This is a genomic window from Mycobacterium interjectum, assembly GCF_900078675.2.
GTDB lineage: Bacteria > Actinomycetota > Actinomycetes > Mycobacteriales > Mycobacteriaceae > Mycobacterium > Mycobacterium interjectum.
The window spans coordinates 2,554,954-2,576,012 of sequence record NZ_LT546237.1; the positions used below are offsets into that span (position 1 = coordinate 2,554,954).

General features: G+C 68.2%; 21 protein-coding genes and 1 pseudogene. 10 read left to right on the plus strand and 12 right to left on the minus strand.

The genetic code is table 11. From position 1 onward, the window contains the following. Positions 1-12 precede the first annotated feature (12 nt). Positions 13-1,161: a thiolase family protein gene (locus BN4348_RS46610; RefSeq protein ID WP_066914488.1), complete on the plus strand. Its 1,149-nt coding sequence runs from the start codon at positions 13-15 to the stop codon at positions 1,159-1,161. Here BN4348_RS46610 and BN4348_RS46615 read toward each other — a convergent pair. The 8 genes and pseudogenes from BN4348_RS46615 to BN4348_RS46645 all read right to left on the minus strand — a co-directional run bounded on the left by BN4348_RS46615 (position 1,158) and on the right by BN4348_RS46645 (position 8,935). Further along, positions 1,158-2,345 (minus strand): acyl-CoA dehydrogenase family protein, encoded by a 1,188-nt coding sequence (locus tag BN4348_RS46615; protein ID WP_066914490.1) that lies wholly within the window; start codon positions 2,343-2,345, stop codon positions 1,158-1,160. The two genes, BN4348_RS46610 and BN4348_RS46615, sit on opposite strands and share 4 nt — an antisense overlap. Before the next feature lie 17 nt (positions 2,346-2,362). Next, positions 2,363-3,421, minus strand: a complete 1,059-nt coding sequence (locus tag BN4348_RS46620) for an acyl-CoA dehydrogenase family protein (protein ID WP_066914492.1) — start codon at positions 3,419-3,421, stop codon at positions 2,363-2,365. A gap of 2 nt (positions 3,422-3,423) precedes the next feature. Further along, entirely contained in the window at positions 3,424-4,254 is an 831-nt protein-coding gene (locus BN4348_RS46625) for an amidohydrolase family protein (RefSeq protein ID WP_066914494.1), read from the minus strand. Then, positions 4,251-4,859, minus strand: coding sequence for an acyl-CoA dehydrogenase family protein (locus BN4348_RS61655; protein WP_235852906.1), 609 nt, complete (start codon positions 4,857-4,859; stop codon positions 4,251-4,253). The genes BN4348_RS46625 and BN4348_RS61655 overlap by 4 nt, the downstream gene beginning before the upstream one ends. 63 nt (positions 4,860-4,922) lie before the next feature. Then, positions 4,923-6,419: pseudogene (locus tag BN4348_RS46630) on the minus strand (AMP-binding protein); the annotation flags it as partial. 10 nt (positions 6,420-6,429) lie between these two features. Further along, positions 6,430-7,632: an amidohydrolase family protein gene (locus BN4348_RS46635; RefSeq protein WP_066914613.1), complete on the minus strand. Its 1,203-nt coding sequence runs from the start codon at positions 7,630-7,632 to the stop codon at positions 6,430-6,432. A 29-nt stretch (positions 7,633-7,661) separates the two neighbouring features. After that, complete coding sequence (locus tag BN4348_RS46640) at positions 7,662-8,504, minus strand: enoyl-CoA hydratase (RefSeq protein ID WP_066914614.1); 843 nt, start codon at positions 8,502-8,504, stop codon at positions 7,662-7,664. Between the two features lie 158 nt (positions 8,505-8,662). Then, positions 8,663-8,935, minus strand: a complete 273-nt coding sequence (locus BN4348_RS46645; RefSeq protein WP_066914615.1) for a GlsB/YeaQ/YmgE family stress response membrane protein — start codon at positions 8,933-8,935, stop codon at positions 8,663-8,665. Positions 8,936-8,997: 62 nt separating this feature from the next. Between BN4348_RS46645 and BN4348_RS60070 the strand changes: the two genes are divergently transcribed. Together BN4348_RS60070 and mbp1 are read left to right on the plus strand one after the other, a co-directional pair. Continuing rightward, positions 8,998-9,159, plus strand: a complete 162-nt coding sequence (locus BN4348_RS60070) for a hypothetical protein (protein ID WP_160040494.1) — start codon at positions 8,998-9,000, stop codon at positions 9,157-9,159. A gap of 93 nt (positions 9,160-9,252) precedes the next feature. Next, positions 9,253-9,492 carry a microaggregate-binding protein 1 gene (gene mbp1 / locus BN4348_RS46650; RefSeq protein WP_066914496.1) on the plus strand — a complete coding sequence of 80 codons (240 nt, stop codon included), beginning with the start codon at positions 9,253-9,255 and terminating at the stop codon, positions 9,490-9,492. Between the two features lie 62 nt (positions 9,493-9,554). On the opposite strand, the gene BN4348_RS46655 is transcribed toward mbp1, so the two are convergent. Continuing rightward, on the minus strand, positions 9,555-10,571 hold the full coding sequence (locus BN4348_RS46655) for a dihydrodipicolinate synthase family protein (protein WP_066914498.1): 1,017 nt from the start codon (positions 10,569-10,571) through the stop codon (positions 9,555-9,557). A 34-nt stretch (positions 10,572-10,605) separates the two neighbouring features. Next, positions 10,606-11,403, minus strand: coding sequence for an SDR family NAD(P)-dependent oxidoreductase (locus tag BN4348_RS46660; RefSeq protein ID WP_066914499.1), 798 nt, complete (start codon positions 11,401-11,403; stop codon positions 10,606-10,608). A 139-nt stretch (positions 11,404-11,542) separates the two neighbouring features. Between BN4348_RS46660 and BN4348_RS46665 the strand changes: the two genes are divergently transcribed. Continuing rightward, a complete protein-coding gene (locus BN4348_RS46665; RefSeq protein ID WP_066914500.1) occupies positions 11,543-12,307 on the plus strand; it encodes a TetR/AcrR family transcriptional regulator in 765 nt (254 codons plus the stop codon). Positions 12,308-12,402: 95 nt separating this feature from the next. Here the strand turns inward: BN4348_RS46665 and BN4348_RS46670 are convergent, their stop codons facing one another. After that, positions 12,403-13,302, minus strand: a complete 900-nt coding sequence (locus BN4348_RS46670; RefSeq protein ID WP_066914501.1) for an enoyl-CoA hydratase/isomerase family protein — start codon at positions 13,300-13,302, stop codon at positions 12,403-12,405. Continuing rightward, the gene (locus BN4348_RS46675) at positions 13,299-13,955 is read right to left on the minus strand and encodes a hypothetical protein (protein WP_066914616.1); all 657 of its coding nucleotides are present in this window, start codon (positions 13,953-13,955) and stop codon (positions 13,299-13,301) included. The genes BN4348_RS46670 and BN4348_RS46675 overlap by 4 nt, the downstream gene beginning before the upstream one ends. Positions 13,956-14,082: 127 nt before the next feature. Between BN4348_RS46675 and BN4348_RS46680 the strand changes: the two genes are divergently transcribed. From BN4348_RS46680 to BN4348_RS46705, 6 genes are read left to right on the plus strand one after another with little or no spacing between them, the layout of a single operon-like run. Beyond that, the gene (locus BN4348_RS46680; RefSeq protein ID WP_066914503.1) at positions 14,083-14,904 is read left to right on the plus strand and encodes an enoyl-CoA hydratase-related protein; all 822 of its coding nucleotides are present in this window, start codon (positions 14,083-14,085) and stop codon (positions 14,902-14,904) included. Then, on the plus strand, positions 14,901-15,713 hold the full coding sequence (locus BN4348_RS46685) for an enoyl-CoA hydratase/isomerase family protein (RefSeq protein ID WP_066914505.1): 813 nt from the start codon (positions 14,901-14,903) through the stop codon (positions 15,711-15,713). The genes BN4348_RS46680 and BN4348_RS46685 overlap by 4 nt, the downstream gene beginning before the upstream one ends. Then, on the plus strand, positions 15,704-16,504 hold the full coding sequence (locus BN4348_RS46690; protein WP_066914507.1) for an enoyl-CoA hydratase/isomerase family protein: 801 nt from the start codon (positions 15,704-15,706) through the stop codon (positions 16,502-16,504). Before BN4348_RS46685 ends, BN4348_RS46690 begins: the two co-directional genes overlap by 10 nt. Then, on the plus strand, positions 16,504-17,979 hold the full coding sequence (locus BN4348_RS46695; RefSeq protein WP_066914509.1) for a class I adenylate-forming enzyme family protein: 1,476 nt from the start codon (positions 16,504-16,506) through the stop codon (positions 17,977-17,979). The genes BN4348_RS46690 and BN4348_RS46695 overlap by 1 nt, the downstream gene beginning before the upstream one ends. Beyond that, positions 17,969-19,522: a class I adenylate-forming enzyme family protein gene (locus BN4348_RS46700; protein WP_066914511.1), complete on the plus strand. Its 1,554-nt coding sequence runs from the start codon at positions 17,969-17,971 to the stop codon at positions 19,520-19,522. Before BN4348_RS46695 ends, BN4348_RS46700 begins: the two co-directional genes overlap by 11 nt. Next, on the plus strand, positions 19,515-21,059 hold the full coding sequence (locus BN4348_RS46705) for a class I adenylate-forming enzyme family protein (protein ID WP_066914514.1): 1,545 nt from the start codon (positions 19,515-19,517) through the stop codon (positions 21,057-21,059). The genes BN4348_RS46700 and BN4348_RS46705 overlap by 8 nt, the downstream gene beginning before the upstream one ends.

Sequence of the window (21,059 nt, forward strand, 5' to 3'; positions counted from 1 at the left end):
AAGGAGATACAGATGACGAACGACGTCGCCATCATCGGGGTGGGCCTGCACCCGTTCGGCCGCTTCGAGGGCAAGTCGGCGATGCAGATGGGCGTCGAGGCGATCTTTGCCGCCGTCGCCGACGCCGGTGTCGCGTGGCGGGACATCCAATTCGCCACCGGCGGCAGTTGGACGGTGGCCAACCCCGACGCGATCGTCGGCATGGTGGGCCTGACCGGCATCCCGTTCACCAACGTGTTCAACGCGTGCGCGACCGCGGCCAGCGCGGTCAAGGCCTGTGCCGACGGGATCCGGCTGGGCGACTACGACATCGGCATCGCCATCGGCCTGGACAAGCACCCGCGCGGAGCGTTCACCGAAGATCCGGCGCTGGTGGGCATGCCAAGCTGGTACGCCGAGAACGGGCAGTACCTCACCACCAAGTTCTTCGGCATGAAGGCGAATCGGTATCTGCACGAGCACCACATCTCCACCGAGACGCTGGCCAAGGTCGCGGCGAAGAATTTCCGTAACGGTTCGCTGAATCCGAACGCGTTCCGCCGCAAGGCGATCCCCGAGGACCAGATCCTGAGTTCGCCGGTGCTCAACTACCCGCTGACCCAGTACATGTTCTGCGCACCCGACGAGGGCGCCGCGGCCGCGGTGCTGTGCAGGGCCGACATCGCACACCGCTACACCGCCAAGCCCGTCTACCTGCGGGCGGTGGAGGTCCGCACCCGCCGCTACGGTGCGTACGAGGTGAACACCACCTTCGCCCCGGTCGACGAGGACGTCGCGCCGACCGTATACGCCGCGCGGGCCGCCTTCGAGAAGGCCGGCGTGGCGCCCGACGACGTCGACGTGATCCAGCTGCAGGACACCGACGCCGGCGCCGAGATCATCCACATGGCCGAGTGCGGGTTCTGCGCGCACGGGGATCAGGAGAAGCTGCTGGCCGACGGCGCCACCGAGATCGGCGGCGCCATGCCGGTCAACACCGATGGCGGGCTGATCGCCAACGGTGAGCCGATCGGCGCTTCCGGATTGCGCCAGATCCACGAAGTCGTTCGCCAGCTCCGCGGCGAGGCGGGCGACCGCCAGGTCCCCGGCGGCCCGAAGGTCGGCTTCACCCAGCTGTACGGGGCGCCCGGCACCGCCGCCGCGACGATCCTGACGCGCTAGCGGGGCTTCGGCGGTGAGTAGTTCGGCTTGCCCAGGCCGAGCACGTACTGGCCGATCATGTTGCGGAACACCTCCAGCGTGCCGCCGTAGATGCCCACCAGGGGGGCGAACCGGTAGGCGTACTCGGCGCTGCCGTCGTCGGCGGCGCCGTCGGTCCCGTATGGCAGGGCAGCGGCCGCGCCGAGGATGTCCATCAGGTCCGGGGAGATGTCGCGCATCGTTTGCGCGATGGCGACCCGGCCGAAGATGCTCGGGGAGGACAGGGCAATCTCCAGCCGGGCGGCGCTGCGGCCCAGTCGATACGCGACCGACTTGTCGTCGATCAGCCGGCGCCCGTCGGGGCCGGGCCGGGTCACGCGGGCCGCGGCCTTGTCGACGGCCTCGGACATGAATCCCGCCTGGTGCATCATGATCGACGTGTCCTGCAGCCCGTCGGGTGCCGCCGCAACCGCGCCGTGCTCGACGTTGAGCGGCTCGCGCAGCACGGTCCAGCCGGCATTCGCCTCGCCCAGCCGATATTTGTCGTCGACACGAACGTCGCTGTAGTAGACGATGTTCGTCCGGTCGCCGTCCACCGTGCGGAGGCCCTGGATCTCGATGCCGGGCGAGTCCAGCGGAACCAGGAACATGGTCAGGCTCTTGTGTTTCGGCGCTTCCGGGGCGGTGTTGGTGATCAGGAACACGTATTGGCAGTTGTGCGCGCCGGTGGTGAACATCTTGGAGCCGTTGATGATCCATGCGTCACCGTCGCGGACGGCGCGGGTCTTGCAGGTGGCGATGTCGGAACCGCCTTCGGGCTCGGTGTAGCCGAGGCACAGCCGCACCTCCCCGCTGAAGACCTTGGGCAGCACCTCGTCGCGCAGCTCCGGCGATCCGAACTTCTCCACCGAGCGCGCCACCATGGCGGTGGTTCCCCAGGTCACCCACGGCACGTGCACCCGCCGCTTCTCCAGCTCCCAGATGCGGCGCCGGAGCCGGCTGAACCCGCCCGCGGATTCCGGCTTCCACTCGGCCGCCAAATAGCCTGCGGCGCCGAACTTCAGGTGCAGTCCCTCGTCGAAGTTGTCGCCCGTCTCGCGGTCGCGACGACGCACCTCGTCGGTCATGTGGGTGCTCAGGAAGTTCCGCGCCTCCTCGCGGAAGGCCTCGTCTTCCGCGGACAGCTCGACTCGGGAGAAGTCCATTGTTTGTCTCTCCTGTCCTAAGCCGGCTGCGGTGTGCTCTCGCGGGCGGCGACGATCTCCGCGACCCGCAGGGCGGCGGCGCCGGGATCGCCGACGGCCAGCGGCCATCCCCGGGCCCGCACCAGGTACGCCGTGGCCGCGGCTTCGGAGGACACCCCGAGGCCGCCTTGGATGTGCACCGCCATCGTCGCCGCCTTGGCGGCCTCCTCGGCCATGAAAACGAAAGCCGACGGCGCCAACTCGGGGCGTTCGTCGGGTTCGTTGTCCAGGAACCAGGCGGCCCGGCGGGCGAGGTTGCGCCCGCCCTGAACGGTGATGGCCATGTTCGCCAGGGGGTGCGAGATGGCCTGCAGGGTCGAGATCGGCACGCCTAGCGTGTAGCGGGTCTTGGCGAACTCCGCGGCGATCGTCATCGTCTCCTCGACTAGGCCCACCAGCGCGGCCGCGGTCAGGAGCCGCCATTCGTCCAGCGCCCGTTGGTAACTCGCCACCGCGTCGGGGCCCTCGGCCACGACCGTGCGGGTGTCCGCGGCGGCCGGATCCACCCAGGCCATCGGCAACCGGCCGATGTTGTCCACCTTCGCCGGCCGGGTGCCGAAGGTCAGCCGCACGACCTGATCGCCGTCGCGGACGATGATGTGGTCGGCGATCGAGCCCGTCGGAATCAGGCGGACACCCGGCGCGGCGTCGATGCGCGCGTCGAGCGCAGCGAGCTGTTCGCCACTGCCCACGCCCGCGGTGTCGGCCCCCAGCGCGCCCAGGCGTCCCAGCAGCCGGGCGGCGCACACGTGGTCGATCCACGGGACCGGCGCCAGCGACCGGCCGATCTCCTCGGCCACCAGGGTAAGGTCGACCAGCGTCGCGCCGTCGCCACCGCTGGACTCCGGCAGCGCCATCGTGGTCGCGCCCATTGCGCACAGCCGTTCCCACAGGCTCTTGTCGAAACCGGATTGCTCTGCCGCGCGCACCGTTTCGATCGAGCAGTGGGTCTTGAAGAATTGCTTGTACGCGTCCTGCAGAGCCAGGTGGTCTTCGGACAGGCTGTAGTCGAGTCTGCGCAGTTCGAAGCGGTCCATCGTCAATGTTCCTTCCCGAAGAAGAATTCCTGCGCGTTGTTGTACAGGTAGTTGTCCAGCACCTCGGGCGGCAGGTCCAGCGCCCGGGCTTCGGGGATCACCCGGCGCATGCGCAGCACCGGCCAGTCCGACGCGTAGATCACCTTGTCGGGGCCGCGCGTTCGCATGTAGTGCAGCAGGCTTTCCGGGAGTCGCTTGGGCGACCACGCCGACGTCATCAGGCGCAGGTTGGCGTACTTGAGCAGCAGCCGGATGGCGACGTCCCACCACGGGTCGGCCCCGTGGATCATGCACAGCTTGAGCTCGGGGAACCGCACGCAGACCCGGTCCAGGTGCATCGGGTGCTGCACCTCGCCGGGAATCGGCGGGCCCGGGATGCCGGTGTTGGTGCACAGCGGCAGGTCCAGTTCCGCGCACTTCGCGTAGAGCGGGTAGTACACGGCGTCGCTGGGCGGATATTGCCCGTCACCCCAAAAGCTCGGTCCCACTACGGCATACGCGACCGGCAGGTCGCCTGCGACCGCGGTCAACTCGCGCAGCGACCGCACCGGGCGCAACAGGTTGACCCCACCCATCGCCAGGGCGAACCGGTCGGGCCTGGCCTCGATGAACTTGCGCGCGGTCGTGGACGGGCTGGCGATCGAGTCCATCAGGACGGCCTTCTGCACCCCCTGCTCATCCATCTCGTCGAGCAACTCGGACAGATCCACCGGCGCGAACATCGACTGCGGGCCCTTGAAGTAGTCGTCCCGGACCTTGAGCATCCAGGTCGGCTGGGAGTCGGCCTCCCCGAAGTGGACGTTGATCAGGCAGTCGATCGCTTGGGTGTTCATGACACCTTCTCTTCGGCTTGCTCTCGCGCCCACCGGTAGTTGGGCTTGCCGTTGCCGAGGCGCTGGATCTGCTCGACGAAGATGANAGGCCGCGGTGGCCATGCATCCGGTCTCTGATACACAGCTGCGGCGCCGGGATCGCCGACGGCCAGCGGCCATCCCCGGGCCCGCACCAGGTACGCCGTGGCCGCGGCTTCGGAGGACACCCCGAGGCCGCCTTGGATGTGCACCGCCATCGTCGCCGCCTTGGCGGCCTCCTCGGCCATGAAAACGAAAGCCGACGGCGCCAACTCGGGGCGTTCGTCGGGTTCGTTGTCCAGGAACCAGGCGGCCCGGCGGGCGAGGTTGCGCCCGCCCTGAACGGTGATGGCCATGTTCGCCAGGGGGTGCGAGATGGCCTGCAGGGTCGAGATCGGCACGCCTAGCGTGTAGCGGGTCTTGGCGAACTCCGCGGCGATCGTCATCGTCTCCTCGACTAGGCCCACCAGCGCGGCCGCGGTCAGGAGCCGCCATTCGTCCAGCGCCCGTTGGTAACTCGCCACCGCGTCGGGGCCCTCGGCCACGACCGTGCGGGTGTCCGCGGCGGCCGGATCCACCCAGGCCATCGGCAACCGGCCGATGTTGTCCACCTTCGCCGGCCGGGTGCCGAAGGTCAGCCGCACGACCTNGGTGCAGAAGGTGTAGAGCGCGCGCCCGTCGGCGCTCAGATCGGCGCCCGGGTGCGGGGCGACGAGCGCGACGACCTCCTGGCCCCACCGCTCGCTCGGCCGCCCCACCACCAGGGCGTCGGCGACGCCCGGATGCGCCCGCAGCACCTCTTCGACCTCTTCGACGAACACCTTTTCGCCGCCAGTGTTGACCACCAGCGAATCGCGGCCGAAAAGCCGGATGGTGCCGTCCTTTTCGAGGGCTGCCCGGTCACCGGGTATCACCACGCGCCGGCCGTCGATCTGCGGGAAGGTCAGCCGGGTCGCCTCGGCGTCGCCGAAGTACCCGAGCGGAATCCGGCCCGTCCGGGCGGCCCAGCCGACCTCCTGGTCGCCGGGGCGCAGGAACCGCGTGCGATCGGCGGAGACGACCGTGGCCCCGTCCCTGGGTTGGAAGGTTTCGCTGGCGGTCCCCTCGCGGCTGTGCCCGAACGCCATGTTGCCGCTCTCGGACGACCCGTAGCCCTCGATGATCGTGATGTGCGGCAGGCATTCCATCAGTGCCCGTTTGTATTTCGCGTTGGTGGCGGCCCCGCCCGTGCCGATCGCGTTCAGCGCGGACAGGTCGTAGCGATGCGAGCGGAGTTCGGCGATCAGCGGGCCGGCGTACGCGTCGCCGACCATCGTCATCATGCCCACCTTCTCGCGCTCGGCGGTCTTCCACACCGAACACACGTCGAGCTTGTTGCGGTCGTCATAGAGCACGACCGGCAGCCCGGCGCACAGCGCCGCGAACGCGGTCCACAAGCCCGCCGCGTGCATCAGCGGGGAGACCGCGAACCACGGCGGGCCGCCGCCGCGCACCTTGTCGTGGATCTCGGTGACGCTGTCGTGGTCGGCGCCGACCATGGACGACACGTACATGTCGCTCTGGCGCCACAGCACCCCCTTGGGGCGCCCCGTCGTTCCGCCGGTGCACATCATGATCAGGTCGTCCGGCGACCCGACCGGCCGCACGTCCGGGTCGCCCGCGGCCAGAGCGTCGTCCAGCGACACGGCGCCCGGCAGTTCGGGTGCGCCGCTGCCGTCGTCGATGGAGACCAGGAGCTCGGTCCCGTCGGGGGGCAGCACGTCGGCGAAGCGGGCGCCGAGGGCGCGATGGTAGATGATTACGCGGGGCCGCACGTAGGCGAGCAGGTCGGCGATTTCGCGCGGCGAGTAGTGGTGGTTGACGTTGACCGGAACGGTGCGCGCCTTGAGGCATCCGATCACCATGTCGGGGTACAGGTCGTTGTACATCAGGAGCGCGACGCGATCCTGACCGCATTCCCAGGGCTCGAGCTCCTCGCGCTCGGCGTGGGCCCCGAAGCCCTTGCCGCTGAGGAAGTTTGCCAGCCGGGTGGTGCGGCTCGCGGATTCGGCAAACGTGCTGCGGCGGTCACCGCAGACGGTCATCAGACGATCTCCGATGACGTCGGCGATGGCGTCCAGCACGGCGCCCACGGTCCATTCACTCATGTGTCAGCGGCTAGGCGGACGATCCGACCTGGACACCGAGCAGGTCGAGGGCGTTGTCGCGCATGATTTTTCGGACGTCGGCATCGCTGAAACCGACGAGCTCTTCGGTAAAGGACACCGGCGACTCGAGGCCTTCGCCGTGCGGCCAGTCGGATCCGAACAGGATCTTGTCGATGCCGATCGCGTTGGCCAGCCCCGGCAGGTCGTCCTCGTAGTAGGGCGCGATCCAGACGTTGTTGCGCAACTGCTCGACCGGGTCTTCGGGAAAATGCCGCGGGTAGTTGTTGGCCACCTTCTTCAGGCGCTTGATCAGCCGGTGCACGAAGTACGAGCCGTTTTCGATGCTGACCGCCTTGAGTTTCGGGTGGCGGGTGAACACGCCGTGCACGATCATCGAGGCCATCGTGTCGTGGATGGCCCGGTCGTCGAGGAGCACCTGATCCAGTGGGTCCTTCTCGCCGAACCCCTCGAAGGTTGCCTTGCCGCCCCACTGCGCGGCGATGTGCAGATAGCCGCTGTCGCTGAGGTGAAAGCCCACCGGTACGCCTGCCTCGGCCAGCCGGGCCCACACCGGGTCGTGGCTGCGATCGCCCAGCGACCTCGGCTTGACCACGCCGGGCACCGGCGCCGGCCGTACCAGCACCAGCTTGGCGCCGCGGGCCAACACGAACTCGACCTCGTCGAGCGCCTTGGCCGGATCGGCCAGCGAGATGATCGGCGCGGCAATGATTCGGTGATCGGGCCGGTCGAAGCCCCAGTCCTCGTCGAGCCAGAGGTTGAACGCGTGCACCGACGCCATCGTCGCCTCGATGTCTCCCTTGAGCGCCTCCTCGACGCCGCAGCCGAACGTCGGCAGCATGAAGACCGTCTCGATGTCCTGGGTGTCCATCACCGCGACCCGCGCATCGCGGTTCTGGTACTCGGGGTGGTCGCCCAGGCGTTCGACTTTCATCAGCGAGGCCGGATCCACACCCTCGGGGATCTCGCCGCGGAACAGCAAGTCGAGGCAGCCCGGCACGATGATCGGGTCGAAGGTGACGTTGGGGATGAAGTGGTTGACGCGGTCCCCGATCACGGCCCAGGTGCGCTTGCCGTCGCTGACCATCTGCACCCCTCGGCGCTTGAACTTCTTGTCCAAGTGGCGGGTGAAGGCGTCCAGCGGCTCGTAATAGTGGTTGTCGACGTCGATCGGCCGGTAATCCAAGTCAGCCATGATCATCCTTTCCGGTGCCACCGGCAAAATTAAGCTTCGGTTGAAGTGAGCGAAGGGAATTGGGGCGGGCGCTTCTCGAGGAAGCTGGTGATCCCTTCGATGACGTCCGGTCGCGGCATCGCCTCGTGCAGCAGGATTTCGGCGCGCGCCGTAGCGTCGGCGACGTCGCGGGTGGCGTCGCCGTAGACCTGCTGTTTGATTACCGCCATCGAGGCGGGCGAGCAGTTTCGCGCGACGTCCTCCGCGTACTCGAGGGCCCGTTTCATCAGGTTTTCGGGGGCGACGACTTCTTTGACGAGGCCCAGCTCGGCCGCCTCCTCGGCGAGAAAGGTGCGACCGCTGAGCAACAGGTCGAGGGCGACTCCCCAGGAGCTCAGCCGCGGAAGTATCCAGGAGATGCCGAATTCGGCGATCAGCCCCCGCCGGGCGAACACCGCCGCGAACTTGGCCCCGGCTGCCGCGAAGCGGACGTCGCACATCAAGGCTTGGGTCAGGCCGATGCCGACACAGGCGCCGTTGATCGCCGCGACGACGGGCTTGCGAAGCGCGGTCACGAAATGCGGTGGGCGCTCACCGACCAACTCGGCCAGGTCGGTCTGACCCGCCTTCTCCATCTTCTCGCCGTAGCTGGCCGCCGAACTCGGCGCGCCCAGATAGGCGCCCGCGCAGAATCCCCTGCCCCGACCGGTCACCACGATCACCCGGATGTCGGGGTCTTTTTCGGCGCGGTCGATCCCGGCGTAGAACGCGGCGGCGATGTCGGGGCCCCAGGCGTTCAGGCGATCCGGACGATTGAAGGTGAGGATTGCGACGCCGCTTGCCGTGGCCTCGTAGAGTACGGCGCCTTCGGAAGCACCGTCGCTGCCGGACATCTGCCGCGGCACCTCCTCACCCTCGACCTGCCGGAAATCAGCCGTCTTTGTACGCATACTGTATACCTATCGGTAGCGCATTCCACAACCGCCGCCGCGCGCGCGTGAACCGCGACCAAACAGCGATTTTCGGCGCGCTGGGCTGCCCAGGGCAACCCCTAGCGGGACGCCCGTCCGCGGGTGATCAGCTTGACGATCGCCAGCAGGATCACCGCCCCCAGCAGACACGTGAGAAACGAGAACAACAACCCTCGGCCGTCCACGCTGACACCCATGGCGCGCAGGAGGAATCCGCCGATCAACCCACCGACGACGCCGACCGCGATGTTGAGGAGCAAGCCCAGCTGCGCGTCGGTCCCCGTGATTTTGCTGCCCACCCAGCCGGCCACGCCCCCGATGACGATCCAGCCGATGACACCCAGCGTGAGCACCGCCCGATCGTAACCGCGGGCGACGGGGTTTGGGATGGCGACGCGGGGGTTATCGATGACTCGTGAATGCGACATTTGCAGCGCTTGCTCACCGCCTGCGCCAGGCGCGCGCGGTGGCATCGCGGGCCGAGCTGGCGGTGATGGGCGCGCAGATCCTGTTCTGGGCGGCGCTGATCGGCGTTCTCGCCTGCCTCGGGTTGCGGCCGCGGCGGCGGTTCAACTAGGGGCTGTGGCGGGCGCCACGATCGCACAGGTTTACGTCGGCCACCTGACCGGGAAGCCTAGAAACAAGCCATTTATCAACGGGAGGGAATGCAATGGTTGACGCCAAGAGCGGTCCGATCGAACTCGTCCGGGGCATCATCGAGGATGTTTTCGGTAAGACCAAGCAGGTCATCGGCATCATCATCGGCCGCAATGACCTGATCAACGAGGGCAAGGCGCAGCAGGACAAAGCCGACGCGCAGCGCAGCGCCGGGAAGAAGGAAGCCGCCGCCGAGAAGGCGCGTAGCAAGGCCAAGGTCTATGAGGAGCGTGAGCGGGCCGAGCAGAACTAGACGGCCCACCCTAGCGAGCGGGCCCGGTCACGTACCGGGCCCGCTTCGCCGTGAAATCCGTTCTACTGCAACACGGTTTCGAGAAGACCGACCCGCCGGTAGGCGTTTTCGATCTGGGCCTTCGCCTCGGGCGGCAGTTCGGCCTGCGGAGGCCGCGAATGTGGATAGTCGCCGATCGGCAGTCCCAGCAGCGAGGCGGCGTACTTGAAGGCGCCACCCCAGTGGGTGAAGTAGTCCGGCCGCCCCGGGTAGCACGTCCACCAGGACCCGATGTCGAGGTCGAACTGGTCCATCCCGGACTCCCGCGCGTAGTCCATCGCCTCGAGGAGCTTGTCGCCCAGCACCAGCTCCCAGTATTCGGAGAACAATCGCCGTTGCGGGGTTTCGAATAGATAGCCGGCCGTGCCCAATTGCGCCGGACAGACGATGCCGGCGCGCAGCCACCCGGCGCGGTACACGGTCCGGTCGCATTCCCAGACCGCGAGGTCGGGCGCCAACTCGTGCAGCCGCCGGCTCGCCTCCGGCCGGAAGGCGCCCTCCTTGGTGGCGCACACGGCGGGTATCTCGTGATAGATGCGCGCGCTTTCGGCCGGGGTCAGCACGTAGCCGGAAGACGGAGAGTTGAACATGCCCAAGGCGATATCGGTGCGCGCGGCGATATAGGAGAAGAACCTCAATACACCCTCTCCTCCGTGCGCCTCCATCATCGGCGTCTGGATGTAGGCGATGTCGGCACCCGCCTGCTGGGCGTGGCGGGTCAGTTCCAAACAGTCCTTCGCCGACGTCGCCGCAGTGCAGGCCTGCACGACGACATCCGGGTTCAGGCCGCGCGCCTGCTCGATTGCCACCTCTAGCAGGCGCTTGCGCTCGTCGAGGGTCAGTGCCCAAAACTCGGCGATGCCGCTGGTACACCACAACATCGGGTGCCCGAGATCGCCGACGCAGTAGCGCACCAGTGTCCGATAGGCGTCCCAGTCGATGTCATCGCCGTCGGTGCCGCAGAACGGCGTGTAGAGGGAGTCGCCGATTCCCCGCAATGCTCCGCGCGCCCAGGTGCGCGCCTCGGTCGCCGTCGCCACAATCGACTCCTTTTGTCGGCCAAACGATTTCGGGTCAGGTGAAGTCCGAACCACCGTCGACGTTGATGTTGGCACCGGTCATGTAGGAATTGCGCCGCGATGCGAGGAAGGCGGCGACCGGTCCTATCTCTTCCGGCAGGCCGGCCCGCGGCATCTGCGCGGGATGCCCGAAATGCTCGGCGATCGCGTCCATCAGCGCGTACGGGTCGTTGCCGTCGACGCCGACGGACTTCGCCCAGCCGACCAGGGACTCCGACGCGATGCTGCCCGGCGACACCACGTTGACCAAGATCTCGTCCTTGGCCAGCAACAGGGACAAGTTTTTGGAGACGCTCGTCAGCATCGACTTGGCGGCGGTGTAGGCCGGCAGCATCACGCTTTGTCGCTGGGTGGAGTGCGCCGAGAAGTTGACGATCCGCGCCCATTGCGCCTTGCGCAGCAGGGGAAGTGCCGCACGGACGCAGCGCACCATGCCCATGACCCCGTCCTCAACGGCCCGGTGCCACTGTTCGTCGGTCAGATCCTCGAAGCTGCCCGCCGCGCCCGGCCCGACCGTGTTGACGAGCACGTTGAGTTCGCCGTCCCATCGCGCGGCGAGGTCGGCGAACACCGTGTCGACCGCGGCGGCGTCACCGATGTCGGCCACCAGGCCGAGGGCATCCGCGCTGCCGCGTCCGGTCAAATCGTCCGCCGCGGAATCCAGCGCGTCGCGGGTGCGGCCGACCACCGCCACCCGGGCCCCCTCGTCGGCCAGGCAGCGTGCCGTCGCCAACCCCATCCCGCGGCTACCGCCGACCACCACCGCCGTGGCATTCGCCAGCCCTAGATCCATGTGTCCAGCCGTTTTACCAAAAAGCCTACGATAGGTATTACAGTAGCAGACGGAAAACGCGCCGACACGCACGCATATACGCAGGTCAGAGAGGAACCAACGGTAGATTCCACTCTACCGGTGGCACGGCTAGATCCTGATGGAGGTGCCCGTAGTGGCAAAGCAGGCAACCGCCGAGAAGCGTCAACGACGCGAGCGCGGGTCCATCAATCCCGACGACATCATCAGTGGCGCATTCGAACTCGCGGAGCAAGTGTCGATAGACAACCTGAGCATGCCGCTGCTGGGCAAACACCTCGGCGTGGGCGTGACCAGCATCTACTGGTACTTCCGCAAGAAGGACGATCTGCTCAACGCCATGACCGACCGTGCCCTGGGCAAGTACGTCTTCGCCACCCCCTATGTCGAAGCCAGCGACTGGCGCGAGACGCTGCGCAACCATGCCCGCCTGATGCGTAAAACCTTCATGGGCAACCCAATCCTGTGCGACCTGATTCTCATTCGCGCCGCCCTGAGTCCGAAGGCGGCGCGGGTGGGCGCTCAGGAGATGGAGCGCGCGATCGCCAACCTGGTGGAGGCCGGCCTGTCGCCCGAGGACGCCTTCGACACCTACTCCGCGGTCTCGCTGCATGTCCGCGGTTCGGTGGTGCTGCAACGGCTCTACGACAAGAACCAGACGCCGGACAGCGGACCGCGCGCCATCGAGGACGCGGTGGCCATCGATCCGGCCACCACTCCGCTGATCGCCCAGGTGACCGGGCAGGGACATCGGATCGCCGCTCCCGACGAAGCGAATTTCGAGTTCGGCCTGGACTGCATCCTCAACTACGCCGGCAGTCTGATCGAGAAGGGCGCCAAAGCGTCGGCCCAGTCGCGTCAACGCAAGGCAGCCAAGTCGCGTTAAGGCCCACCCTGCCGCTGTGCAGCGTCGAGCGTGAACTGACGGCGGCTTTTTGGCCGATTTCTCGCCCTGGCTGCACGCTCGGCGTGATGGCGCGGTTACGCCTCGGGCTCCGGCACGTGGAAGTGCTCGTCACGCAGCCGGAACGCCTCCTTGGCGCCGTGCTGTGCGCGGGTCTTCACGAAGTTGAACTCGCCGGGGGCGAACTGCAGGTTGGTCCCGAAGGCGTGAAACAGATAGCTCGCGACTTCCTCGCCGTTATAGGCCTGCGTCTGCTCGACGAGGCGGAACGCTTCCTTGGCGATCACGACCCCGTCGGCGGGCATCTTCGCCGCCTTCTCGGCCCAATACCGCGCCCGACCGGTCACCGAGCCGGGATCGCATGTGTCGGTGAAGATTCCGAGGTGCTCGATCTCGCCGGCTTCGACGATGTCGCCGGTCAACAGCAGGCGCCGGGCCAGTACCGGGCCCAGCCGATGGAAGAACATGTGCAGGCTGCCGAGCGCGGGCCCGAGGAAGCGGGTCGCCGGCATGCCGATCTTGGTGTCGCGCGCAATGACGGAGATGTCCGTCATCAGCGCCATCTCGAAGCCACCGCCCAGCGCATAGCCGGCGATCTCGCCCACGGTCACCTTCGGGAAGCCCATGAGGTTGTGGTAGAAGCCAAAAGACTTGCGGTCCACCGTGAGTCGGCGGCGCTGGCTGGGGCGGCGCGTGGCCGCGGCGTCCTCGGACGGGTGGGCCTTGTCGTCGCCGTACCAGCCGTACGCGTTGTTCATGTCGGCGCCGGTGGAAAAGACGCCCTCGGCTCCGCGCAAGAGCACCACCGTCAGGTCGTCGTCGTCGGCCACGCGATCCAGGCAGCGGGCGATGGCCTCGCGCATCGCGGCGTCGTAGGAATTGCGCTGCTTGGGGTTGTTCAAAGTGATGGTCGCGATTCGCCGGTCGGGTTCGACCTCGAAGAGCACCCGATCGTCGGAAACGTTGGAGGAGCTCATCTGTCCCATTCCCTTCGCCGCCTGCCGAATTTGAATCCGGTCAGCTGCTCCGGCGGCGACGCCAACGTGGTGACCTCGCCCGTACAGAGCACCTCGTCGCCGAGCAGCAGCCGCGCGCTCGACGCGATGCCCCGCTCGACGTGCGACCGATCGATGTCGAAACGCAGCTCGGTGAGCACCGGGGTCGGCCGGCGGAAGTTGACCAGCAGCGACCGCGTCTTGCCGGAAAGACCGGTGACGCAGTTGTGGTGCTGGATCACGCAGTCGAAGAAGAGGCCGAGGAAGCCGCCGTGCACCAGCCCGGGCGGCCCCTCGTAGACGAGCGGGAAGCACACCACCCCGCCGGCTTTCTCGGCGTCGAGCCGATCGAACCGGTATTCGGGAAAGCACGGGTTGTAGGCGCCGATGTCGGTGGCGTGGTTGAGGTAGACCCGCCGGGGATCGCCGGGAAGCTCCCCGATGCGCGGCGCCGGGTCCGCCGCGGCCGCGGGGGCCAGCTCACCCTCCCATTCGGCGAACTTTGCGAGCATCGCGTCCACGGTCGGGTGCGGGTGTTCGAGGGAGAGCAGCAGCGAGCTGAGGCGACGCATGGCGCCGGCGGCCGCCACGGTTTGGGCGAGCGGCGCCTCCCCGAACTTCGCGTCGCCGACCATGCTGCCCGCCTTCACCGGGCTCCCCCGGTTGTTCCGTCGTTGGAGTTTCCTTGCTAACTTATACCCGTATCAATCGTATTGCCTACTGTATGGGTAACCGTATCGGCGGGGAAAGGCCGGGTACACGGTGAATCACGAGGCCGATACGGCCGGCGCCGACGGTTCGGTCACGGCGTGCCGGGACGGCGCGGTCTTGCGGATCACACTCGACCGCGCCGCCCGGCGTAACGCGTTGACCCACTTGATGATCGAGACTTTGGTCGACGCGTTGACCGGTGCCGCCGCCGACGATTCGCTGCGCGCGATTCACATCGGCGGGGCGGGGGACGACTTCTGCGCCGGCGCCGACTGGGTCGCCGCCAACGATCTCGGCGGGCGACGGCCGCGCGCGGGCGATTTGGTGCGGCGGATCCCCCATGCCGCCCACCGGGTCATCGAACTCGTGACGAGCGTCCAGCTGCCGGTGGTCTGCAGCGTTCGGGGCCGGGCGGTGGGGTTCGGCTGCAATCTCGCGCTGGCCGCCGACTTCGCCGTGGCCGCCGACGATGCGGTGTTCTGGGAACCGTTCGTCGACCGCGGCTTCAGCCCCGATTCGGGCTCCACCTGGTTGCTGCCGCGGCTGATCGGGGTGGCGCGGGCCAGGCGGATGCTGTTGCTCGGCGAGAAAGTGGGCGCGACGGATGCGGCCGACTGGGGCCTGATCCACCAGGTGGTCCCGGGACCCGACCTCGACGACACCGCCGGGAAGCTGGTGGAGCGGCTGGCCGGCGGGCCCACGGCGGCGATCGGGCTGGCCAAGCAGGCGCTGGGTTTCGGCCAGCACGCGACGCTGGGCCAGGCCATGACGCAGGAACTGTTCAATCTGGAACTCTCCTGCCGGACGGGCGATTTCAAAGAGGGACTGGAAGCGTTTCGGCAACGACGCGCACCGAGATTTGAGGGCCGATGACCATGCCGACGTTCGACACCATCACATACGAACTCGACGGCCATACCGCCACCATCACGCTGAATCGCCCGGAGGCCCTCAACGCGCTCAGCCCGCACATGATCACCGAACTCCGCGCCGCCTACGACGAGGCCGAGAACGACGACAAGGTGTGGCTGTTGATCGTCACCGGCACCGGCCGCGCGTTCTGCACAGGCGCCGACGTCAAAGAGATCCCCGAAGACGGCAAGGTGATCTACGAGCGGCCGTACCTGTCGACGTATGACCAGTGGGAGGCCCCGCAGGAGGGGACCCCACCGTTTCGCACTATGGCCAAGCCGGTGCTGACCGCCGTCAACGGATTGTGCTGCGGCGCCGGCATGGATTGGGTCACGACCACGGACATCGTCATCGCCTCCGAGCAGGCGACCTTTTTCGATCCGCACGTCAGCATCGGGCTGGTGGCCGGACGGGAACTGGTGCGGATATCCCGGGTATTGCCCCGCTCGATCGCCCTGCGGATGGCCCTGATGGGCAAGCACGAACGGATGAGCGCGCAACGCGCCTATGACCTCGGGTTGATCAGCGAAATCGTCGAGCACGACCGACTGCTGGACCGGGCCCGCGAGATCGCCGAGATCATCAATTCCAATGCGCCGCTCGCGGTCCGGGGAACCCGGCTGGCCATCCTCAAGGGCCTGAATGTGCCGCTGCACGAGGCCGAGATACTCGCCGAAACCTTCCGCGAGCGCGTGCTGCGGACGGAGGACGCCCAGGAAGGCCCCAGGGCTTTTGTCGAGAAACGTCAACCCAATTGGAAATGCCGGTGAAGGCAGTGCGTTTCGAAACGATCCTCCTCGACGTCAATGCGGGCGACCACGTCGCCACCATCACGCTCAATCGGCCCGGGCGGCTCAACGCGTTCGACCGCACCATGTGCGAGGAGATGGCCCGGGCCTGGCAGGCGGTCAAACTCGACGAGTCGGTGCATGCGGTGGTGCTGCGGGCCGCCGGCGACCGGGCGTTTTGCGCCGGGCTCGACATCAAGACGCCGTACGGTCAACCGGAAAACGTGTGGAATCACGAGGATCCCGGTGAAGCGCTCAGTCCCAAGTGGCAGAAGATGTGGAAGCCGGTCGTGTGCGCCGTTCAGGGCATGTGCACCGCGGGGGCTTTCTACTTCATCAACGAATCGGACGTGGTCATCTGCTCGCAGGACGCCACGTTTTTCGACTCCCACGTTTCGGCCGGGCTGGTGTGCGCGCTGGAGCCCATCGGCCTGATGCGGCGCGTCGGCCTGGGCGAGACGTTGCGGATGGCACTGATGGGCAACGACGAACGGGTCAGCGCCGAGACCGCCCTGCGGATCGGACTGGTGACGGAGGTGGTCCCCGCCGACCGGCTGTGGCACCGCGCCCACGAGATCGCGGCGACGATCGCCGACAAGCCGCCGTCGGCGACCCAGGGCACCGTGAAGGCGATCTGGGAATCGCTGGACAAGCCCTACCGCGCCGCCATGGAACAGGGGCTCATCTACACGCGGCTGGGCAACCCGATCGGCACCGCCGAACTGGCCGCCCGCCAAGGCGACGCCGGTGCGCGCCCGCCGAAGATCCGCTGATGCCTCTGCACCCGCTCAGTCGGCGCATCGCAGACGTGCTCGAACTGCGGCCGGACGCGCACGCGATCGAGTATGAGGGGCAATGGGTCCCGTGGCGCCGGGTGGGCGACACGGCGCGCAGCATCGCGCCCCTGGCCGGCCAAAGCGGCAGCATCGGGATGCTGCTGCGCAACCGGCCCGGCCAGGTGGCGGCCTTCCTCGGGGTGCTGCTGGGTGGCGGAACCGTCGTCACCATCAACCCCGCCCGCGGCGACGAGCGCACCCGGGCCGACATCGCCGCGCTGCGGCTGCCGCTGATCATCGGCGAGGCCGACGACCTGGCCGCGCTGGTCCCGCCGGGGACCGCGACGCTGGAGGTTTCGGCCTCCCTGGACGGCGTTCCCGCCTGCGGGAGCGTGGGATCCCGCACACAGCCCGGCGTGGCGGTGCGGATGCTGACCAGCGGAACGACCGGGCCGCCCAAACGGATCGACCTGACCTACGACATGCTGGCCCGCAGCGTCATGGGCCACGACCCCGGCGCCGCGCCGGCGCCCACGGAGCTGCGACGCGGCGTAGCGATCGTCAACTCGCCGCTGGTGCATATCGGCGGCGTCTTCCGCGTCCTGCAGTGCATCGCCGGGGCCAGACCCTTTGTGCTGCTGGAACGATTCGAGCTCGGAGCGTGGGCCGAGGCGGTGCGCAGGCACCGGCCCCGCACCGTGTCGCTGGTGCCGGCCGCGCTGCGGACGGTGCTGCACTCCGATCTGACGCGGGCCGACCTGGAAAGCGTCCGCGCCGTCACGTGCGGCACGGCCCCGCTTTCGGCCGATGATGCCGACGCCTTCACCGACAAGTACGGCATTCCGGTGCTGACCTCCTACGCCGCAACGGAATTCGGCGGCGGGGTGGCCGGCTGGACCCTTGCCGACCACAGGGAATACTGGCAGGCCAAGCGCGGCAGCGTCGGCCGGGCCAACCCGGGCGCGCAGCTTCGGGTGGTCGACGACGAGGGCGCGACGCTCGGGCCCGACCGGGTCGGCCTGCTCGAGGTCAAGCCGGGACAACTGGGCCCGGCGGCGAACTGGATGCGGACCACGGATCTGGCGCGCATCGACGCCGACGGCTTCGTCTGGATCGTCGGGCGGGCCGACCAGGCGATCATCCGCGGCGGGTTCAAGGTGATGCCCGACGAGGTGCGCGTCGCGCTGGAGGCTCACCCCGCGGTGGCGGGCGCGGCCGTGGTCGGGCGGCCCGACAAACGCCTCGGCGAGACGCCCGTCGCGATGGTGCAGCTGCGCGAGGCGGCGTCCGCGGATGCCGACTCGCTGGCGGACTACCTGCGGACCCGACTGGCCCGGTACGAAATCCCCACCGAGATCGCGATCGTCGACGCCATCCCCCGGACACCCTCGGGCAAACCCGATCTCGCGGCGGTCAGGCTCTTTTTCGGCGGCTCCTCGGAAATCACAGCCCAGCGCGACCATGCCCGGTGACGCCCCCACGGTCGCGGAAACCCTGCGGCACCAAGCCCGTTCGCGCGGCGACCACCCGCTGCTGGTCTGCGACGACGACCGCCTCGGCTACGCCGAGGCGGACCGGCGCTCGGCGGAACTGGCCCGCGGACTGATCGCGCGCGGGGCGGGCAAGGGCACCCATGTGGGGCTGCTCTACCCGAACGGCGCCGGGTTCGTCGTCGGGATGCTCGCGGCAGCGCGGATCGGCGCGGTGGTGATCCCGTTCTCCACGTTCGCCACCGCCCGCGAGATACGCGAGCAATTGGTCGACAGCGACACCGAATTCCTGTTGGCCACGCCGTCGTTCCGCTCCCACGACTACGTGCGGCGACTGGCCGAGGTGCTGTCGCATGCCGAGCTGGATGGCGACGACCGGCTGTTCGTCGCCGCCACGCCGCAATTGCGCTACGTCATCGTCGATTCCGAACGGGCGGGCCGGCTCGCGCCGAACGTCGATCCCGCCCTGCTGGCGGCGATGGAGGACGATGTCGACGGCTGTGATCCGCTGGCCATCGTGTACACGTCGGGCTCCACCAGCACGCCGAAGGGTGTGGTGCACACGCACGCCGGCCTGCTCGCACATCAGCGCAACCTCAACGAGATCCGCGGCCTGACTGCATCGGACAGGCTGTTCTGCAATTCACCGTTCTTCTGGATCGGCGGCTTCGCGTTCGGGCTGCTCGCCACGTTGGCCGCCGGATCGACCCTGGTGTGCTCCAACGCCACCGACGCGGGTCGGACGCTGGAGCTGCTGGAACGGGAAAAGCCAACCATCACCAATGGTTTCGCCGCCGGCATCGCGCACCTCGCGGACCACCCGAGCTTTCCCGCGCGCGACCTGTCGTCGATGCGCCGGGGCAACCTGTACCCGATCATGGCGCCCGGCGCGCGACCGGCCGACCCGGAGCTGCGGCACAACATGCTCGGGTTGACCGAGGCCGGCAGCGTCGTGTTGATCAGCGGCGACGAATCCGACCAACCCGAACGCCGCCGCGGGTCCTTCGGCATGCCGGCGCCGGGATTCGAGACCATGATTGCGGACCGGGACGCGTCGGGCGTCGGCGAGCTGTGCATCCGCGGGCCGTATGTGATGCAGGGGTATTACAAGCGCAGCCGCGAGGAGTGCTTCGATGCCGACGGCTGGTTTCACACCGGCGATTTGGTGCGTGCCGACGCCGACGGGTTCTTCTATTTCGTCGGCCGGCTCAGCTCGATGATCAAGACGGCGGGCGCCAACGTCTCGCCGGCCGAGGTTGAGCAGGCCATCGCCAAGGCGAGCGGCGTGGTCGCCCACGTCGTCGGCATTCCGGACGCCCGGCGCGGGGAGTTGGTAGCGGCGGTCGTGCTGGTGCCCGACGACCATGGCGCGTTCGACGAGGCGGCGTTGCGCGAGCGGCTCAGGGAGACGTTGTCGGCGTACAAGATCCCCAAGCGGTTCCTCGCCGTGCCCCCCGCCGAGATACCGCTGCTGTCCAGCGGAAAGGTCGACCTGCAGAAACTGAGGAAGCTGTTCGATGCCTGAACGCACCATCGACGAACTGGTTCGTTCTCGGGCCGCGCGGCACGGCGCCAAGCCGATGGTGATCGACCCGGCGGCCCGAATCAGCTATCGCGAACTCGAGCCCACCACAAGAGATCTGGCCGCGGTCTTCGTCGAGGCCGGCGTGGGCAAGGGCAGCCGCGTCGGGCTGATCATGCCGAACGGCGCCCGCTGGGTGCGGGTGGCGATCGCGCTGGCCCGCATCGGCGCCGTGCTGGTTCCGTTGAGTACCCTGCTGCGGCCCGGCGAATTGGTGGCGCAGCTGCGGACCGCGTCGGTCCAATTCCTGGTTAGCGTCGCGGAGTTCCGCGGTCACCGCTACCTGGCTGACCTGCAATCGGTGCCGCCGCTCGACCTTCCCGCCCTGCGCCAGGTCTGGCCGGCCGACCGGCTGGCGCGAGCCACCGCCGGTGAAAAGGCCCGCCGGATCGTCGACGCCCTGGCCGAGACGGTCACCCCCGCCGACCCGTTGGTCGTCATGTTCACCTCGGGCAGCAGCGGAACCCCCAAGGGGGTCATCCACTCCCACGGCAACGCGTTGGGCGCGGTGCGGGCGGGCCTCGCGGCACGCTGCATCACGTCCGACACCCGGCTGTATCTGCCGATGCCGTTCTTCTGGGTCGGCGGCTACGGCAGCGGCATCCTCTCCGCGCTGCTGGCCGGCGCGACGCTGGTGACCGAGGAGATGCCGCGGCCCGAAACCACCCTGCGGCTACTGGAAGCCGAACGGGTCACGCTGTTTCGCGGCTGGCCCGATCAGGCCGAGGCGCTGGCGCGGCACGCGGACAAAGTCGACGCCGACCTGTCGGCGTTGCGGCCGGGCAGCCTGGAGGCCCTGCTGCCGCCCGAACGGCGGGCCCAACCCGGCGCCAGGGCCGCGCTGTTCGGCATGACGGAGGCGTTCGGGCCGTACTGCGGGTACGCCGCCGACACCGACATGCCGCCGTCGGCGTGGGGCAGCTGCGGGAAACCGTTCCCCGGCATGGAGGTCCGCATCGTCGACGCCGACGGCCGGCCGGTGCCGCCGGGATCCGTTGGCGAGATCCAGATCCGGGGTCCACACACGCTGCGCGGCATCTGCCGTCGCGGCCGCGAGGAGCTGTTCACACCGGACGGCTTCTACCCCACCGGCGACCTCGCCCATTTCGACGACGACGGGTTCCTGTTCTACCACGGCCGGTGCGACGACATGTTCAAGGTCAGCGGCGCCACCGTCTACCCCGGCGAGGTGGAGCAAGCGCTGCGCACCATCGATGGCGTCGACAATGCCTACGTCACCAACGTGCCCGGCACTCAGGGCGAGCGGGTGGGCGCGGCGGTCGTATGCAACCGCGCGTTGACCGCCGAGCAGCTGCGTGGGTCGGCCCGAAAGTTGTTGAGTGCGTTCAAGGTTCCGGCGGTCTGGTTGGTGCTGGAATCCGACGACGACGTTCCGCGCGGCGCCACCGGCAAGGTCGACACCAAGCGGCTGCGCGAGATGCTGCTGAGACAGGATCATCAAGGTGCGTCGCAGGGATAA

What these genes read in the sequence shown, in the direction of transcription:
- BN4348_RS46610 (WP_066914488.1), top strand. Translation starts at nt 13, where the DNA reads ATGACGAACGACGTCGCCATCATCGGGGTGGGCCTGCACCCGTTCGGC.
- BN4348_RS46700 (WP_066914511.1), top strand. Translation starts at nt 17,969, where the DNA reads ATGCCCGGTGACGCCCCCACGGTCGCGGAAACCCTGCGGCACCAAGCC.
- BN4348_RS46620 (WP_066914492.1), bottom strand. Translation starts at nt 3,421, where the DNA reads ATGGACCGCTTCGAACTGCGCAGACTCGACTACAGCCTGTCCGAAGAC.
- BN4348_RS46625 (WP_066914494.1), bottom strand. Translation starts at nt 4,254, where the DNA reads ATGAACACCCAAGCGATCGACTGCCTGATCAACGTCCACTTCGGGGAG.
- BN4348_RS46670 (WP_066914501.1), bottom strand. Translation starts at nt 13,302, where the DNA reads ATGAGCTCCTCCAACGTTTCCGACGATCGGGTGCTCTTCGAGGTCGAA.
- BN4348_RS46675 (WP_066914616.1), bottom strand. Translation starts at nt 13,955, where the DNA reads ATGGTCGGCGACGCGAAGTTCGGGGAGGCGCCGCTCGCCCAAACCGTG.
- BN4348_RS46685 (WP_066914505.1), top strand. Translation starts at nt 14,901, where the DNA reads ATGACCATGCCGACGTTCGACACCATCACATACGAACTCGACGGCCAT.
- BN4348_RS46635 (WP_066914613.1), bottom strand. Translation starts at nt 7,632, where the DNA reads ATGGCTGACTTGGATTACCGGCCGATCGACGTCGACAACCACTATTAC.
- BN4348_RS46695 (WP_066914509.1), top strand. Translation starts at nt 16,504, where the DNA reads ATGCCTCTGCACCCGCTCAGTCGGCGCATCGCAGACGTGCTCGAACTG.
- BN4348_RS46665 (WP_066914500.1), top strand. Translation starts at nt 11,543, where the DNA reads ATGGAGGTGCCCGTAGTGGCAAAGCAGGCAACCGCCGAGAAGCGTCAA.
- BN4348_RS46615 (WP_066914490.1), bottom strand. Translation starts at nt 2,345, where the DNA reads ATGGACTTCTCCCGAGTCGAGCTGTCCGCGGAAGACGAGGCCTTCCGC.
- BN4348_RS46690 (WP_066914507.1), top strand. Translation starts at nt 15,704, where the DNA reads ATGCCGGTGAAGGCAGTGCGTTTCGAAACGATCCTCCTCGACGTCAAT.
- BN4348_RS46705 (WP_066914514.1), top strand. Translation starts at nt 19,515, where the DNA reads ATGCCTGAACGCACCATCGACGAACTGGTTCGTTCTCGGGCCGCGCGG.
- BN4348_RS46660 (WP_066914499.1), bottom strand. Translation starts at nt 11,403, where the DNA reads ATGGATCTAGGGCTGGCGAATGCCACGGCGGTGGTGGTCGGCGGTAGC.
- mbp1 (WP_066914496.1), top strand. Translation starts at nt 9,253, where the DNA reads ATGGTTGACGCCAAGAGCGGTCCGATCGAACTCGTCCGGGGCATCATC.
- BN4348_RS46640 (WP_066914614.1), bottom strand. Translation starts at nt 8,504, where the DNA reads ATGTCCGGCAGCGACGGTGCTTCCGAAGGCGCCGTACTCTACGAGGCC.